Origin of the sequence: Kribbella steppae, assembly GCF_004342025.1 — a bacterium.
GTDB classification, from domain to species: Bacteria; Actinomycetota; Actinomycetes; order Propionibacteriales; family Kribbellaceae; genus Kribbella; species Kribbella steppae.
Genome location: NZ_SLWN01000006.1, coordinates 21,834 through 37,532 on the forward strand (window position 1 = coordinate 21,834; position 15,699 = coordinate 37,532).

Below are 15,699 nucleotides of genomic sequence, written 5' to 3' on the forward strand. Positions count from 1 at the left end.
GCACATGACAACTGACATCACCCCCGGCGATACCTACGAGGCCGGTCTGGAGACGCGGAAGGCCGTGCTGGGCGCTGAGCACGTCGAGCGATCCCTCGCCCAGGTCAGCGAGTTCTCGCGTCCGATCCAGGAGCTGGTCACCGAGTACTGCTGGGGCGCGGTGTGGAACCGCCCCGGCCTCGATCGGCGTGCGCGCAGCCTGCTCAACCTCGCCATGCTGACCGCGCTCAACCGCAACCACGAGCTCGGCGTCCACGTGAAGGGAGCCCTCACGAACGGCGTGACCGTCGAGGAGATCCAAGAGGCACTACTGCAGGCCGCGATCTACGTCGGCGTCCCGGCAGCGCTGGAGTCCTTCCGCGTCGCCGAGCGAGTGATCGGTGAGGTCACCGGCGATGTCTGACCGTCCTGAGCTTCCCTCGGTCTCTTTCGTTGGCCTCGGCAACATGGGTGCGCCGATGTCGGTGCGCCTGCTCCGCGCCGGGTACGCCGTGACCGGGTTCGACCTGAGCGCCGACGCCCGCGCCGCGGTGGCCTTCGCGGGCGTCCGCACGGCGGAGACCGCGGCCGACGCCGTTCGAGGTACGGACATCATGATCCTGATGCTGCCTAGCAGTTCGGTCGTCGAGGCGGTGCTCGGTGATCCGGCGGTCGCGGCGGCGCTGGCCGACGGAAGCACGGTCGTGGACATGAGTTCCTCGGACCCGCTCTCCACCAGGCGTCTCGCAACCGAGCTCGAGAGCCGTAGCGTCAGGCTCGTCGACGCGCCGGTTTCCGGAGGGGTCAAGGGCGCCGAGAACGGCACGCTGACGATCATGGTCGGTGGCGCCGAAGTCGACGTGGGGCGGCTGGCTCCCCTGCTGCAGAACATGGGTACTGTTCGTCGCGCCGGCGGGGTAGGCGCCGGGCATGCGCTCAAGGCCATCAACAACCTGCTGTCCGCGACGCACCTGCTGGCCACGGCCGAGGGCGTGCTGGCCGGCGAGCGGTTCGGACTCGACCCCGCGGTCATGGTTGAGCTGATCAACTCCTCCAGCGGTCGCAGCGGATCGACCGACAACAAGTTCCCGAACTTCGTGCTGCCTGGCAGCTACGACTCCGGGTTCGGCATGAACCTGATGCTCAAGGACATGCGTATCGCCGTCGGCCTTGCCCACCAACTCGGCGCCGCCAGCCCGCTCGCGGACAGTGCTGTCGCCATCTGGGCGCGCGCCCTCGAGGAGCTGCCGGACACCGCCGACCACACCGAGATCGCCCGGTGGGCGGCTCTGCAGTCGGCCGACCGACAGCTGGTGACCGGATGAGCGCGCCGTCGGCACAAGAGCTCAGGGAATCCGTTGTCGAGTTGCACGGGGAGTGGGACGAGCAATGGCAGGCGGTGCTCGACCTCGCGCCGCAGCTCCTGGCGGCGTACGTGCAGTTGGCCGCCGTGCCGCAGCGCAAGGGCCACCTCGACCCGAAGACCCGCGAGCTCGTCTACCTGGCGGTCGACGCGGCAGCCACCCACCTCTACTCGCCTGGCGTACGGCGGCACATCCGCCAAGCGCTCGAACTCGGTGCGACGCCCGGCGAGATCGTCGAGGTGATCGAGCTCACCACGACCGTCGGCATCCACGCGATGAATATCGGCGTACCTCTGCTCGCGGAACTCCTCCGAGAACGCGGCCTGCGCGACGGGCCGGGTGAGCTCGACGAGTACCAGAGCGGGCTCAAGGCGCGGTTCGTCGCCAACCGCGGCTACTGGCACGAGTTCTGGGACGAGATCCTCGAACTCGACCCCGAGCTGTTCGAGGCGTACACCGACTTCTCGTCGGTGTCGTGGCGGCACGGTTGCCTGGAGCCCAAGGTGAAGGAGTTCATCTACACGGCCTTCGACTGCGCCTCCACCCACCTCTACGTGAAGGGATGGAAGGCGCACATGGACAACGCGCTCGGCTATGGCGCCACCGTTGGCGAGCTGCTGGAAGTGATGGAGATCGCCAGCGTGATGGGCATGCAGAGCGCGCTCCAGGCGCTCCCCGTGCTGCAGGAGGAGCTGCTCGCGAGGACGGCTCCGGTGGGCCGATGACCACCTCGCCGGCGACCCCGCCGGCTTGGAACTACAAGCCTGTCGGACGGGTGGCAGCGCCGCTGCGCGAGCAGGTGGTCGCCCTCCTGCGCGACGCGATCCTCGACCTCCGCCTCGTGCCCGGACAGCGGCTGGTGGAACGCGAGTTGATCGACCAGCTCGGTGTCTCGCGGACCACCGTCCGTGAGGCCCTGCGTGAGTTGACCGTCGAAGGGTTGGTCACCGTCGTACCGCAGCGAGGTGCGGTGGTCACTGCCCCGTCCCTGGAGGATGCCCGCGACCTGTACGACGTACGGGCGTCGCTCGAGTCACTGATCGTCGAGCGGTTCTGCGAGCGGGCCACCCGGTCGCAGGTCCTCCGCCTCGGTGCGGCGGTCGAGGGGTTCGCCGAGGCCGTCGCCGCGCGGCAGGAGATCCGCGGTGTCCTCGCGACGAAGGACCGGATCTACGAGGTGCTCGTCGAAGGCGCCGGTTCGACGGCCCTGAAGCAGATCGTCGACGGCATCCAGGCCCGGGTACGGATGCTCCGGGCAACCTCCATGTCCGCCGACGGCCGGGCCGACAGCTCCGTCGACGAACTGCGCGCGATCACCGCGGCCATTCAGGCGAAGGATGCCCAGACCGCCGCGTCGCTTTACCGAGACCACATCAGGGCGGCGTCTCTCACGGCGCTGCGCCACCTCCAGCAGAGCATGAGTACCGAACCCCCAGCACGGACGCGAGGCGAACAGAGATGACATTGCGCGGATTGGCCGGAAAGGTCGCCATCGTCACGGGCGCCGCAGGCGGTCTCGGAGGTGCGACGGTGCACCGGCTTGCCGAGGAGGGTGTGAACGTCGTGGCCGTGGACCTCGCCGAGAGTGCGGCCAAGGAGGTCGCCGCGGCGGCGCCAGGCAGGGCGATCGGAGTAGGCGCGGACGTGAGCACCGAGGACGGCGTGGACGCGTACATGCGGGCTGCCGTCGGCGCGTTCGGCCGGGTGGACCTGCACCACCTCAATGCAGGGATCGCGGGCTCTCTGGCCGACCTCGTGGACGTGACGGTCGACGAGTGGGAGAAGGTGATGGCCGTCAACCTGCGAGGCCCGTTCCTCGGCGTACGGGCGGCCTTCCGCCACTACCTGGAGCGCGGCAGCGTCGGATCCATCGTCGTCACCTCCTCCATCGCCGGTCTGCGGGGGAGCGATGACCTGCTGGCGTACACGACCTCGAAGCACGGCACGGTGGGGCTCGTCCACGGTGCCGCGGTCTACGGGGGACCGATCGGAGTTCGCGTGAATGCCGTTGCTCCGGGCATCGTTCCCACGCCGATCTTCGGCGAGGCCGGGATGGCCGACATGCGCCGGCGCGCGAGCACCTCGCCGCTGCGGCGCGCCGGCCGCCCGGACGAGGTGGCCGCGACGGTGGCGTTCCTGCTCAGCGACGAGTCCAGCTACGTTACCGGCGAGATCTTCTCCGTCGACGGCGGCGCGAGTGTGCAGAACACCAACCGCCGTGGCGGGGGAGCGGGCCTGTGGGACGTCTCGGTGACGGATGGGGCGATACTTGATCGGCATCGGCTGGACGCCTTCCAGGAGACATCTCAGCAGGCCGCCCGATGACAGCGATGCGCGCCGCCCTGCTGCGAGGCTTCGAGCGCCCCTTCACCGTCGAGGACGTGGAACTGCTCGACCTCGCGCCGACGCGGGTGCTGGTCCGCACGAAGGCGGCGCCGTTCTGCTCGACCGACGTGACCAGCTTCCACGGCCGGCTCGGGAAAGTCCCTCCGACGATCCTGGGTCATGCTGCGACCGGCGAGGTCGTCGAGGTCGGTGAGCTGGTCCGCGGCATCGAGGTGGGGCAACGCGTCGTCGTACCGGGCACGCCTGAATGCGGCCACTGCTTCTATTGCGGCATCGGCCGGCCCGACCAGTGCTCAGAGCTGTTTGACCTCGGCGGCGTCTATCCGGACGTGGCGACGACCTCGGACGGCCTCGTGGTGAACGCCGCAGGATGTGTGGGCGGGTACGCCGAGCTCATGAACGTCTCGCAGAACCAGGTGTTCGGAGTCGATACCGATCTGCCGTGGGAGGTGCTCTCGCTCCTCGGCTGCGGCATCACCACCGGTGTCGGCGCCGTGCTCAACGTCGCACGTGTACAGCCGGACGACGTGGTCGCCGTCGTCGGTGCGGGGCACCTGGGACTCTGGGCGATCCAGGCGGCGCGCCTGGCCGGGGCCCGCGACGTGGTCGCGGTCGACCCGACGGAGGAGCGCCGCGGCGTGGCGATGAAGGTCGGGGCCACGCAGGCGGTCACCCCCGAGGACGCGTTGGCGGCCGTGCGTGGCGTCACCGAGGGGAGGGGAGCGGACAAGGTCATCGAAGCGGCCGGTCCCCCCTCGGCGCAACGACTGGCGCTGGAGATCTCCCGGCGGGCCGGCACCGTCGTGCTGTCCGGCCTGAAGGATGCGGCGGGGGAGGTCACGTTCCCGCAGATCCCACTCGCGATCCACGGCCGGCAGATCCTCAGCACGCAGAACGGCAACGTCCGGATGCGGCGCGACCTGGCTGCCTACGTCCGCCTGCTCGAACGCGGCGCACTGGATCCGACGCCGATCATCACCTCCACCTACCGGCTCGACGACATCAACACCGCGCTCGAGCGCTCCGAACAGCTCGAGGATCTCTCGGGCGTCCTCGTCTTCTGACCACGCGGCGTGGCGGCTCGCCGGATACCGTGGAATCCCGGGTCCGAGCCGGTATGTTTGTAGGACATTCATACCGCCATTCAAAATGGGATGACCATGGCCATGACTCCGAACTCGCTCGCATCGGCCTGGACCACGAGTCCGGTCGGCCGGGTCGCCGCACCTTTGCGTGAGCAGGTCATCACGGCCCTCCGCGAGGCGATCCTGGACTTCCGCCTCGAGCCGGGCCAGCGGCTGGTCGAGCGAGAGCTGATCGAGCAGCTCAACGTGTCGCGTACGACTGTTCGCGAGGCGCTCCGGGAGCTCACCTCTGAAGGCCTGATCAAGGTGCTGCCGCAGAAGGGGGCCGTTGTCGCGGCGCCGACCCCGGAGGAGGCGCGCGATCTGTACGAGGTCAGGGCCGCGCTGGAGAGTCTGGTGGTCCGGCGGTTCGTCGAGAACGCGCCTCGCTCGCAGGTACACGCACTCGAGGCGGCGACGGAGCGGTTCGCCGAGGTCGCGTCCGAGGAGTCCGTCGACCCGCGCAAAATCCTCAAGGCGCGCGACCACTTCAACGAGATCCTGCTGGAGGGCGCCGGCAGTGAGGTACTACGGCACCTCGTGGAGAGCGTCCAGGCCAAGGTAAGGGTGCTGCGCATCAAGGGTCTGTCGATCGGACACGCCGAGGCCGTCCAGGAGTTGCGCGCCATCGTCGCCGCCATCCGGGAACGGGACGCGGACACGGCGGCCGAGATCTACGTCAAACAGATGCAGCGCGCCGCCGCCAACGCCCTCGAGGGCCTCAAGGAAATGCAGGCCGAATAGCTCCTGCCCGTGGTCGATGAACCGGGTCTCAGAACGTCAGCGGCTGCCCGAAGTGGTAGCGCGACACCGACCCGTACGTGACGTCCCACTTGGCGGCGATGTGCGTCTTGAACATCGCCACGTCGCGGTAGTACTTCTCCATCGGTGAGCCGAGCCGCGCAGCGCTGGACCCGGCTGTCGCGAACGCCAGATCGACCGCCTCGTTGGCCAGCTGAGCGCCCTGCAGGATCACGCCACGCAGTCGGGCGTCCTCCTCCGGGGTGAACTCCTGGCGAGTGCGCTCCCAGCGCCGGCCCAGCTCGGTGTACTGGCGCATCGCGGCGAGCAGCAGGGTCTCAGCGGCGTCGATCTGGGCCAGCAGCTTGCCGTACCAGCGGTGGTACTCCGCCGACTCTGTCCGCGGGATGACCGGCGGGAAGCTCGCCGGGCGCCCGGCCATCAGCTGGTCGAACACGTCGAAGGCCGCCCAGGCCGCGCCGACCTGAGTGGCGACCAGTTCGCAGTTGAAGAAGGCGATGGTCCGGCCCAGGTACATCGGGTTGCCGTGCAGCTGGTAGCCGATCGTGCCGTGCTCGCCGAGCGTGTGGTCCTTGAAGTCGTAGACGACGCTGAGGTGCTCTGGGATCAGGGCCGCCTCGACCCGGAGGGAGTTCGAGCTGGAGGCGCGCATCCCGATCGTGCGGTCGCCGCCCCAGTCGTCGAGGATCTCGTAGTCGCACCGGGGCACGATGAACACCCGGAGCCCGAGCGCCTGGTCGTCGGCGGTGAAGGTCGGGGCGACGAGCATCGCGTGGGTGCTCCACATCGAACCCGAGCAGTAGTCCCAGGTGCCGGCCAGCTGGTAGCCGTCGGCGGTGCGGACCGCCCGGCCGCGGGGGATGGTGCGACCGGGGGCGATGAGGTCGCTTGCGAAGAGTTCGCGCTGGGCCTGTTCGGGGAAGAAGGACGCGACGTGCCACGTGTGTCCGGCGCCGAGGATGAACGACCAGCCCACGCCGGGATCGCCGCGAGAGATCTCGATACCGACCCGGAGGAAGTCCTCGAGCGAGAACTCCAGGCCGCCGTACCGCTTGGGCTGAAGCATCCGGTAGAAGCCGGCGTCGAGGAGCTGTTTGTGGATCGCCTCCGCATAGCCGCCAAGGGCCTCGTGCTCCGCCTGCGCGGCCAGCAGCGTCGGGCGCAACCTGGCCGCCACCTCGAGCAGGTGGTCGACGGTGCTCAAATCCTTCCCCGCCCCGGCGCCAAGGTCGCCCTCCGCCGCGGGATGGTCGGGTTCGGACTCGCAGGCATACAGGCTCGCGGTCATCGAGCTCTCCTCTCAACTGCTTTGTATGACGATACTACAAGTATGTACTGCTGTGCACCAGTCGAGGCGGCTCCTCGCTCATGCAGGGCATGTCGCCCTCTTTACGCGATCGTACGACTGTCATACAGTCTTCTCACCGAAGTTCACAGGGTTTTCACGCGGCTGGCCCAGCGGGCCTGCCGAAGGAGTTGATTCGATGCCCACGCCGTCACCCATCGCGCCGGCCGGCCAGTCCTTGGTCACCGCCCGGGAGTTCCGGGACGTCATCGGCCGGTTCGCCACCGGCGTCACCGTGATCACGACGGCGAACAACGGCGCCCGGTTCGGCAGCACCGCGAGCGCGGTCAGCTCGCTGACAGACGACCCGCCAATGCTGCTCGTCTGCCTTAACCGGAGCTCGGCCACGGCCGCCGCGGTGCGCGACAGCGGGACCTTCGCGGTGAACGTCCTCGCCGAGGACCACGTGGATCTGGCCACTCGCTTCGCCTCGCGGGTCCCGGACAAGTACGACGGGGTCCCGACCGAGACCGCGTCGAACGGTTCACCGTTGCTGGTCGGCGCGATCGCCCACCTGATCTGCCGCGTCGCCGAGCAGGTCGAGGCCGGCACCCACTACGTGTTCGTCGCGCATGTCGAGGAGGCGACGTCGTACCCCGGCCATCCGCTGGCCTATTTCCGCGGCCGCTTCGGGCGGATGCAGACGGCACCGGAGGCCTCCGTCCTGCGAGAGGTCCGGGCCGGCGTGCTCGACGCCGGCAGCGACGTCGAGGAGGTCATCGACACCGCCCGGTGGGCCGGCGAGCTCGGGGTGGACGCGAACCTCATCCACCGTGCCCTGGTGGCACTGGCCGACGAGGGACTCATCCGGCGGGAGGGCGGCAGGTATCTCATCACGCCCGTCCCGGACTCGATCATCGACGAGGTGTACAAGGCCAAGCTCGCCATCGAGCTCGGCGTCGCGGAGTCGACGGTCGCCCACGCGACGTCCGACCAGCTGGCGCGGCTGCGCGAGCTGATGGAGGACACCCTCGGTTTCGTCCAGGACGGCAGGTTCACCGATCCCGAGGGCTGGGTGCAGGCTAACGAGCGGTTCCACGAGTACATGGTCGGGCTCGCAGGGTCGGCGATCCTGCTGGACACCTACCGCCGCCTCGGTCTGCCGGGACTCAACCTGCGCGCGCTCGACCGGGGCAGCTATGCGTCCCGGTCGCTGCTCGACGACCACCGCGAGCTGGTCGAGGGCTACGAGGCGGGTGACCTGGCGCGGGTGGCCGCCGTACTCCGTCAGCACGCGCAGCGTCCGCTGGAGATGCGTCACCAGGACCACCTGCTCCGTGGCGAACCCGCGAACGCCGCTCTGACGGCTCAGCCGACCCGATGAGCAGTACCGAGATCCGTGAACTGCCCGATGTCTGCCGCTGCGACGGCAGCGATGATGACGTGCACGTGTGCACTGAGGAGATGCGATGACCACAGCACCCGCCGCGCAGCGCGACCTGACCGTGCCCTCGGAGGAGGAGCTCGTCGAGCGAGCGAGGGCGATGCGGGACGAGCTGCTCGCCCGTCAGGAGGAGGCGGAGCGCCTCACCCACATCCCCGCGGACGTCCACGAGAAGTTCCTCGCGAACCGCTTCTACGACATGTTCGTGCCGAAGCTGTACGGCGGGCTCGAGGTCGCGCCCAAGACGTTCTTCGAGGTCTGCAAAGAGCTCGCCCGCGGTGACATGGGCAGCGCGTGGTGCTTCGCGCTGGCCGCCAACCATGCCCTCCACGTTGCCTCCTGGTACCCCAAGGACGTTCAGGACCGGGCGTTCGGCAACGGCGACTTCCGGGCGGCGTCGGTGTCCGCTCCGACTGTGAAGGCGCAGCGGACCGAGGGCGGCTACGTCCTCAACGGTGTCGTGGACTACTGCTCCGGCATCCCGTACTCGACGTGGTACCTCGGTCAGTGCATGGTCCAGCAGGAGGACGACTCGGCTCCGGTGATGGGCATGTTCCTGGCTCCGGAGAAGACCTTCGAGCGGCTGCACAACTGGGGCGACTCGATCGGTCTCAAGTCCACGGGTTCGGAGAGCATCCGGTTCACCGACGCCTTCGTGGAGGCCGATCTCGTCATCGAGGACGCCAACATGATCGACATCGGCGTGAAGGACGGCACGGTCGGCTCGCAGTTGCACGGAAACCCCATGTACGCCGGCCGCGGACTGCTCACCTTCACGTTGTCCCTGGCCAGCCTTGCGGTGGGCGGGCTCTACCACGCCCTCGACGAGTTCGAGCGGCTGATGCGCACCCGCAAGACACCGCTGCCGCCCGTGCAGTTGCGGCTGTACGACGTGGACTACCAGCGGCACTACGGTTCGGCCTGGACGAAGATCAGGACTGCCGAGCTGACCCTCGACGGGGTGATCGCCAAGCACGCGGAGTACTGCCAGGGCACCGTCGACGGCAGCCGCGAGTACACGTTCCTCGACGACTGGAGCCTGGCCTGCGTGGTCCGCGAGCTCATCGTCCAGCTCTGGGAAACGCTCGAGCACGACCTGCTCCGGGTGGTCGGTTCGGGGTCCATGCGGCAGGGCGAGAGGTTCGACCGGATCTTCCGGGATATGACCTCGCTGGTCACCCACCGGAATCCGATGCTGCGCGAACAGGCCTTCCGCAACACCGCCAACCTGCTGCTGGAGATCCCGCCGCCCGAGGCCCGTTGATCCCTCCCGAACCCGACCTGCCGTCGCCAGACAGGACCGACCATGAGCACCACACCGCCGCACCTCGATGACAGCGTCGAGCCGATCACGATCCGCACGGGCTTCTTCTGGGTCCCCGGGGAGCAGGTATCCACACCGTACGGCACGCTTCCGCGCGGACCCCTCTACGTCGAGTGGATGGCGCCGGTCGAGGTCACCCGCCCCTACCCGCTCGTCCTCGTCCACGGCGGCGGCGGACAGGGCACCGACTGGCTCGGTACGCCGGACGGCCGGCAGGGCTGGGCGTACGACCTCGTCCGCGCCGGGTACGCCGTGTATGTCGTCGACCGTCCCGGCCACGGGCGCTCGCCGCACCACCCCGACGTACTGGGACCCGTCGCGCCGCCGTTGCCGCTGGAGTTCGCGAGCTTCCTGTTCGCGAGCCCTGATGACGCCGAGACGCAGACCCAGTGGCCGTGGGACCGCACGCTCGACGGGCCGGAGTTCAAGCAACTCACCTCCGCGATGGGCTTCTTCCTGACGGACTTCGCGGAGGGCCAGCGGCTGGACGGCGAGCGCCTCGCCGCACTGCTGGACCTGATCGGCCCGGCCGTACTGATCACACACTCCGCCGGCAGCCCGGGTGGCTGGCTGGCCGCGAACCGGCGACCCGAGCTGGTCCGTGGGATCGTCACGATCGAGCCGATGGGACCGCCGTACGCCGAGATCCCAGGGCTGGGCGAGATCGTCTACGGCCTGACGTACGCCGAGCTGACGACCGAACCGGCGATCGAGTCGCCGGACCAGCTGAAGGCGGATCCCTCCCGGTACCGCGTCCCCGGTCTCACCGGCACCCCGGTCGTCGTCGTGACAGGCAGCGCGTCCAGCAGCGCGGCCCAGTCCCCGCCGGTGGTCGAATTCCTCCTCGCCGTCGGCGGCAACGCGGAACTGCTGGCCCTCGCGGACGACGGCATCGTCGGCAACGGCCACGGGCTGATCCTGGAGGCCAACTCATCCGACACGGTCAAGCCGATCATCGCGTGGCTGGAGCAGCTGGACGGTCCAGAATGACGAGCACCGCAGGGGCAGACCCGCATCTGACCACCCGCGGTCTACCCGATGGCGCGGTACGCCGCCTGGTCGCGATCGTCGGCGCCGACGCTGTCTTGCTGTCCGACGCCGAGCGGGACACCTACCGCGATCCGTACTGGTTCCAGGGCGACCGCACCTACGACTCCTCCGCCGTGGTGTTCCCCAGTTCGACCGAACAGGTGCAGGAGATCGTGCGGGTTGCGAGCGCGGACGGCATCCCGATCTGGACCAGCTCGCAGGGACGCAACAACGGTTACGGCGGTCCGTCGCCCCGGGTTCGGGGGTCTCTGCTGATCAGTTTCCGCCGGATGAACCGGGTGCTGGAGATCAACCGCGAGCTGGCGTACGCCGTCGTCGAGCCCGGGGTCCGGTGGTTCGACCTGTACGACGCACTCGAGGCCTGCGGCAACGGCGATCTGTGGTGCTCCATCCCCGACCTCGGCTGGGGAAGCGTGATCGGCAACTCTCTCGACAACGGGGTCACCTACGGCCCCAACGGTTCGGATTTCCAGAAGCTCTGCGGGATGGAGGTCGTCCTCGCCGACGGCGACCTGCTGCGGACCGGCATGGGCGCAGTACCGGACAACCCGTCGTGGCACGTCTACCCGCGGGGTCTCGGGCCGGTGCTCGATCAGCTGTTCATGCAGTCCAACTACGGCATCGTGACGCGCGCGGGGGTCTGGCTCCAGCGCCGGCCGGAAGCGTACGCGCCGATCTACCTGACCATTCCCCGGGACGACCAGCTGGCGCAGGCCGTCGACATCATCCGCGAGCTCCGGCTTGACGGCGTGATCCGCGGCGTGCCCAACCTGCAGAACACGATCACCATGGCTGCCCAGTTTCCCGAGCTCCTCGGCGAGTTCATGGGTGCGGAGGGCCCGGCGAGTGACCAGGCCCTCGATGAGCTCGCCGCGCGTACAGGTATCGGGCGATGGGGGCTGCGCACCGCGCTGTGGGGAGACCGGCCTGTCGTCGAGCACCAGTTGCGACGCGTCCGGGAGGCGTGGGCGTGCATCGAAGGCTCTCGGGTCGATCACGAGCGCACGTTCCGGCGCGACGAGTGGGGCGAGCTGAGCACGTTCATGCAGAAGGTCCAAGCCGGGATCCCGAGCATGGACCTAATGGAGGTCGTCCCGGATTTCGTCGGTCACATCGGCTTCTCTCCGGTCGTACCGCTGACCGGCGGCGAGGTACGTCGCGTCGTCGATGTGATCGAGCGGCTGGTGACCGAGCGGGCCGGCACGAACTTCGTCTGCGCGATCTTCCCGATCAACGACCGCAGCGCCATCGTGGTCAGCAGCCTGAGCTTCGACACCCGCGCCGAGGAGCAGGTCAGTGCGGCGGTGGACACCGCGAAAATGCTGGTCCGCGAGGTGGGTGCGCTCGGGTACGGCGAATACCGCGCGCACGTGGACTTCATGGACCTGGCTGCCGACCAATACTCCTTCAACGATCACGCCTACCGGCGCTTCGTCGAGCGGATCAAGGACGCCGTGGACCCGAACGGGATCCTCTCGCCCGGCCGGCACGGCGTCTGGCCCAGCGCCCACCGAAACGGGGAGGCTGACCTGTGAGCGCGATCGCAGATGTGAGCGGCCTGGTCGCCGTCGTCACCGGCGGCGCATCGGGCATCGGCAAAGGCATCGCGCAACGCCTAGTGGAGCGCGGCGCCCACGTGGTGATCGCCGACGTCGAGCAGGATCCGCTCAGCGCGGCGGCCACGGAGATGGGCGCCCTGGGGGTGCGTACCGACGTCTCGGATGCCGCCAGTGTCCAGGCGCTCGCCGACCAGGTCGTCGACCGGTTCCGCAAGGTGCACCTGGTATTCAACAACGCCGGCGTGGGCCCGGAGTCGTCGATCGCGGACATGACCCTGGCGGACTGGAAGTGGATCCTCGACGTCAACCTCTACGGCGTCATCCACGGCGTGCACACGTTTCTTCCGCTGCTGAAGAAGCACGGCGAACCGGCGTACATCGTCAACACGTCCTCGATGGGCGGCTTCGTGGCCGACATGCCGGGGCTGGGGGCGTACGCCACCACCAAGTTCGCCATCACGGCACTCACCGAGGCGCTGGCCTGCGAGCTGGAGCGGGAGGGCTCCACCGTGGGCGCGGCGGTCCTCGCGCCTGGGACGGTCCGGAGCAATATCGCCAACAGCCTGCGCACCAGACCCGCCGAGGCGAACAGCGGCAGCTTCGTGCAGAACGACATCTCCAGGAACGAGGAGCTCGCCAAGCTGCGCTGGCTGGACCCGACCGCGGTGGGTGACATCGTGCTGGCGGCCCTTGCCCGTGGCGAGACCCACATCGTCACTCATCCGGAGTGGTACCCGATGGTTGCCGAGCGCAACACCGCGATCGAGGCGGCCTTCAACCGAGCCGCGGCTCCCACCTCACCGACCACACCCGTCTGACCCCGCGCGACTGTCGGCGTCGTCTTGCGTCCGAAGAACCTTGGGATATGACCCAAGGTTCTTCGGACGCGACGGCAGGCAGGTCAGCGGTCGGCGAGGTGGCGGAGGTGCTGCGGCCAGATGCCGTGACGACCGGGTGACAGGATGCCGTTCGGGTCGACGGCATCCTTGATCGTCTCGGCGAATCGCCGGTAGGCGTGGTCGTTGAACGAGTACTGCGCCGCCGCGAGGTCCATGAAATCCAGGTGCGCGCGGTACTCGCCGTACCCTCGCTTCCCCGCCTCGGCCACGAGTACCTTCACCGCGTCGTAGGCCCTGCGGCACTGTTCCGCGTCGCGGTAGTCGTAGTTGAGGCCGGTGACGTACAGCGCGGTCCGCTCGTTGATGATCAGCAGCCCGCCGGCGACGTTGACGCCGACCTTCTCGCGGACGATCCGGTCGAAGAGGTCCACGACCTCGCGCACGTCGGTCCCCACCAGTGGGACCGCGGGGGAGAAGCCGATGTGGGCGACCCCTTCGGGGATGGCCTCGATCAGTTCGAGGCCCGGAAGACCTGCCTGGCACTTGTCGGGGATGGTGCGGAGCTGGTCGTACTCGTCCGGCCCGTACGTCCGCTCGAACAGCACCTTGCCACCCGGTATCGCACTCCATGCCGTGCGGATCTTGTCGAGTTGGTGATGCACGATGACACTGTCGCCCCAGAGTGCCCCACGTAACGCCCATCGGCCCAGGCCGGTCGCGTCGGCCATCTCGTCGAGCGTCGCCTCGCTGAACGCGCCCTCGGCGCCGGCAAACCGGCCCACCACCTCGGGGAACTGGGCCGCGAGCGTCACGGTGTTGTACATGCTCGGTACGCCGCGCAGGGTGCCGTCGAGGCGAAGTTTGCGGATGACGTCGACCGCCTGCCCGAGGTGCTGGTCCCGCGGCACCGTGAGGAAGAACGGCGCGTACGCCTCCGGCCGCGGCATCAGCCAATAGCCCATCCTGGTGACGATGCCGTAGTTGCTCTGGACAAACAATCCGTCGAGGACCGGGCCGAGGCCGCGCTTGTAGGTGTGCCAGGACTTGTTGTCCTCGATCGCGCCCATCCCGGTGCGCAGCAACTCCCCGTTGGCCAGCACGACCTCCATCCCGCAGGGCGCCATGAAGTCCGCGCCATACGGCTGGTAGGTGATCCCGCTGTCGAGGGAGTTGCCGATGACGCTTCCCCAGCCGATGTCGGGGACGGTCACCATCAGGTCCTCGTTGCCGGACGCCTTCAGGGCGTCGTACAGGTCGAGCCACCGCACGCCGGGCTCGACCACGGCGTAGGCCAGGTCGCGGTTGATCTCGAGGACGCGGTTCATCCTCGTCAGACTGACCACGACGGTGGCCTTGACGCGGGGCGAGGAGCCGCCGTACCCGTAGTTGCGGCCCTGCGACGACGTCCAGATCGGCACCTGGAATTCGTTGGCAATCCGGACGACCGCCTGCACTTCCTCGGTGTTGCGGGGGAGAAGCACCGCTGCCGGGTCGTAGCTGTCGTCGTCGCGGTGCCAGTACTTGTCGCGGTACTGCTCGTGGAAGCGGCCCTCACCGAGAACGACCCCGTCCTCGCCGAGCACGTCGGCAAAGCGCCGCAGTGCCTTGTCACTGAGGTACGTCGTGTCCTCGACGGTAGGCGTCCCGCTCATCTGGCGGCCTCCTCGACTCTGTCGGCCGGTGCCGGCTGCAGGGCGGCGCCCGCAGGCGGCCAGGTGGAGGCGGCCTCCTCGAGCACCGCGCGCATCGAGCGTGGCGACCGCCGCCCCAGCGTCTGGACCGCGTCGCTCAGGGACGACATGTTGCCCACCCGAATCGCTCGGCTGAACGACACCATGTCGTCACTGTTCCACGGGATCGGCGAAGAGGACATGTCTTCCTGATACTCCCGGGGCACACCAATGGCGTCGAAGATCGCGTACTGCTCGTCGTCACTGATCGGGGCGTATTCGATGCCGACGCCGCTGATCTCGGCGATCATGGTGCAGACCTGCCGGTAGGTGAGCTCCTCGGGCCCGGTGACCTCGTAGGCACGGTTGTCCTCGCCCCGGCCGAGCAGCGCACCGACGGCGGCCGCTGCGCAGTCCTCGCGAGCGACGAACCCGACGGTGCCCTCACCCCAGGCGCCGACCATCTCTCGCCTGGCGACAGCACCCGGAGCGATGAAGTAGGCCACCGCCTCGGCGTACTGGGAGTCACGCAGTACATTCCACCGCAGCCCAGATTCGCGGAGCATCGCCTCGGTCGCGCGGTGCTCGGTGCAGACGATGGCGTCGTTCGCGTCGATACCGGCACCGACGATCGAGGTGTAGGCGAGGTACTCGACCCCGGTACGCCGGGCGCCCTCGATCGCGTTGCGGTGGAAGCCGATCCGCGAGCCGACCTGAGCGGTGGACACGAGCAGCATCCGCTCCGCCCCTGCGAAGGCCGCCTCGAGGCTGTCCGGTACGGCGAAGTCGGCGTACCGCACGTGGGCGCCACGGTCGGCGAAGGACTGAAGCTTGCCGGGTGACCGAGTCGTCAGGACGACCTGATCCGCGGGAACCGACTCGAGCAGCATCTCCGCCGCGGTCTTGGCCAGCCCTCCGCTGGCACCGGTGATGAGGTACACGCCGCACTCCTT

At 68.6% G+C, this 15,699-nt stretch carries 15 protein-coding genes; 12 read left to right on the forward strand and 3 right to left on the reverse strand.

The annotated features are described in order from the left end of the window. Nucleotides 1–4 precede the first annotated feature (4 nt). The 7 genes from EV652_RS17770 (at nt 5) to EV652_RS17800 (ending at nt 5,557) form a co-directional block, all read left to right on the forward strand. Nucleotides 5–403 (forward strand): carboxymuconolactone decarboxylase family protein, encoded by a 399-nt coding sequence (locus EV652_RS17770; RefSeq protein ID WP_132210276.1) that lies wholly within the window; start codon nt 5–7, stop codon nt 401–403. Then, entirely contained in the window at nt 396–1,304 is a 909-nt protein-coding gene (locus EV652_RS17775) for an NAD(P)-dependent oxidoreductase (protein WP_132210277.1), read from the forward strand. The genes EV652_RS17770 and EV652_RS17775 overlap by 8 nt, the downstream gene beginning before the upstream one ends. Further along, nucleotides 1,301–2,068: a carboxymuconolactone decarboxylase family protein gene (locus EV652_RS17780; protein ID WP_132210278.1), complete on the forward strand. Its 768-nt coding sequence runs from the start codon at nt 1,301–1,303 to the stop codon at nt 2,066–2,068. The genes EV652_RS17775 and EV652_RS17780 overlap by 4 nt, the downstream gene beginning before the upstream one ends. Then, on the forward strand, nt 2,065–2,805 hold the full coding sequence (locus EV652_RS17785) for a GntR family transcriptional regulator (protein WP_132210279.1): 741 nt from the start codon (nt 2,065–2,067) through the stop codon (nt 2,803–2,805). Before EV652_RS17780 ends, EV652_RS17785 begins: the two co-directional genes overlap by 4 nt. Beyond that, on the forward strand, nt 2,802–3,668 hold the full coding sequence (locus EV652_RS17790) for an SDR family NAD(P)-dependent oxidoreductase (protein ID WP_132210280.1): 867 nt from the start codon (nt 2,802–2,804) through the stop codon (nt 3,666–3,668). The genes EV652_RS17785 and EV652_RS17790 overlap by 4 nt, the downstream gene beginning before the upstream one ends. After that, entirely contained in the window at nt 3,665–4,753 is a 1,089-nt protein-coding gene (locus EV652_RS17795; protein ID WP_199238250.1) for a zinc-binding dehydrogenase, read from the forward strand. Before EV652_RS17790 ends, EV652_RS17795 begins: the two co-directional genes overlap by 4 nt. Before the next feature lie 96 nt (nt 4,754–4,849). Then, nucleotides 4,850–5,557, forward strand: a complete 708-nt coding sequence (locus EV652_RS17800) for a GntR family transcriptional regulator (protein WP_199238251.1) — start codon at nt 4,850–4,852, stop codon at nt 5,555–5,557. Between the two features lie 28 nt (nt 5,558–5,585). Here the strand turns inward: EV652_RS17800 and EV652_RS17805 are convergent, their stop codons facing one another. After that, entirely contained in the window at nt 5,586–6,863 is a 1,278-nt protein-coding gene (locus tag EV652_RS17805) for an acyl-CoA dehydrogenase family protein (RefSeq protein ID WP_132210281.1), read from the reverse strand. A 196-nt stretch (nt 6,864–7,059) separates the two neighbouring features. Here EV652_RS17805 and EV652_RS44070 point away from each other — a divergent pair, with 196 nt between their 5' ends. The 5 genes from EV652_RS44070 to EV652_RS17830 all read left to right on the forward strand — a co-directional run bounded on the left by EV652_RS44070 (nt 7,060) and on the right by EV652_RS17830 (nt 13,055). Beyond that, entirely contained in the window at nt 7,060–8,244 is a 1,185-nt protein-coding gene (locus EV652_RS44070; RefSeq protein ID WP_158441179.1) for a flavin reductase, read from the forward strand. 85 nt (nt 8,245–8,329) lie between these two features. Then, nucleotides 8,330–9,568, forward strand: a complete 1,239-nt coding sequence (locus tag EV652_RS17815) for an acyl-CoA dehydrogenase family protein (protein ID WP_132210282.1) — start codon at nt 8,330–8,332, stop codon at nt 9,566–9,568. A 42-nt stretch (nt 9,569–9,610) separates the two neighbouring features. Next, entirely contained in the window at nt 9,611–10,618 is a 1,008-nt protein-coding gene (locus EV652_RS17820; RefSeq protein ID WP_132210283.1) for an alpha/beta fold hydrolase, read from the forward strand. Next, nucleotides 10,615–12,213, forward strand: a complete 1,599-nt coding sequence (locus tag EV652_RS17825; RefSeq protein WP_132210284.1) for an FAD-binding oxidoreductase — start codon at nt 10,615–10,617, stop codon at nt 12,211–12,213. The genes EV652_RS17820 and EV652_RS17825 overlap by 4 nt, the downstream gene beginning before the upstream one ends. Continuing rightward, nucleotides 12,210–13,055: an SDR family NAD(P)-dependent oxidoreductase gene (locus EV652_RS17830; protein WP_132210285.1), complete on the forward strand. Its 846-nt coding sequence runs from the start codon at nt 12,210–12,212 to the stop codon at nt 13,053–13,055. Before EV652_RS17825 ends, EV652_RS17830 begins: the two co-directional genes overlap by 4 nt. A gap of 83 nt (nt 13,056–13,138) precedes the next feature. Here the strand turns inward: EV652_RS17830 and EV652_RS17835 are convergent, their stop codons facing one another. After that, nucleotides 13,139–14,728 carry an FAD-binding oxidoreductase gene (locus tag EV652_RS17835; protein WP_132210286.1) on the reverse strand — a complete coding sequence of 530 codons (1,590 nt, stop codon included), beginning with the start codon at nt 14,726–14,728 and terminating at the stop codon, nt 13,139–13,141. Beyond that, entirely contained in the window at nt 14,725–15,687 is a 963-nt protein-coding gene (locus tag EV652_RS17840) for an NAD(P)H-binding protein (protein WP_158441180.1), read from the reverse strand. Before EV652_RS17840 ends, EV652_RS17835 begins: the two co-directional genes overlap by 4 nt. Between the last annotated feature and the right edge of the window lie 12 nt (nt 15,688–15,699).

Bases quoted from the DNA above. Each gene is read 5' to 3' on its own strand.
- EV652_RS17805 (WP_132210281.1), bottom strand. From the start codon at position 6,863: ATGACCGCGAGCCTGTATGCCTGCGAGTCCGAACCCGACCATCCCGCG.
- EV652_RS17820 (WP_132210283.1), top strand. From the start codon at position 9,611: ATGAGCACCACACCGCCGCACCTCGATGACAGCGTCGAGCCGATCACG.
- EV652_RS17780 (WP_132210278.1), top strand. From the start codon at position 1,301: ATGAGCGCGCCGTCGGCACAAGAGCTCAGGGAATCCGTTGTCGAGTTG.
- EV652_RS17835 (WP_132210286.1), bottom strand. From the start codon at position 14,728: ATGAGCGGGACGCCTACCGTCGAGGACACGACGTACCTCAGTGACAAG.
- EV652_RS17800 (WP_199238251.1), top strand. From the start codon at position 4,850: ATGGCCATGACTCCGAACTCGCTCGCATCGGCCTGGACCACGAGTCCG.
- EV652_RS17770 (WP_132210276.1), top strand. From the start codon at position 5: ATGACAACTGACATCACCCCCGGCGATACCTACGAGGCCGGTCTGGAG.
- EV652_RS17790 (WP_132210280.1), top strand. From the start codon at position 2,802: ATGACATTGCGCGGATTGGCCGGAAAGGTCGCCATCGTCACGGGCGCC.
- EV652_RS17825 (WP_132210284.1), top strand. From the start codon at position 10,615: ATGACGAGCACCGCAGGGGCAGACCCGCATCTGACCACCCGCGGTCTA.
- EV652_RS17775 (WP_132210277.1), top strand. From the start codon at position 396: ATGTCTGACCGTCCTGAGCTTCCCTCGGTCTCTTTCGTTGGCCTCGGC.
- EV652_RS17785 (WP_132210279.1), top strand. From the start codon at position 2,065: ATGACCACCTCGCCGGCGACCCCGCCGGCTTGGAACTACAAGCCTGTC.
- EV652_RS17795 (WP_199238250.1), top strand. From the start codon at position 3,665: ATGACAGCGATGCGCGCCGCCCTGCTGCGAGGCTTCGAGCGCCCCTTC.
- EV652_RS17815 (WP_132210282.1), top strand. From the start codon at position 8,330: ATGACCACAGCACCCGCCGCGCAGCGCGACCTGACCGTGCCCTCGGAG.
- EV652_RS44070 (WP_158441179.1), top strand. From the start codon at position 7,060: ATGCCCACGCCGTCACCCATCGCGCCGGCCGGCCAGTCCTTGGTCACC.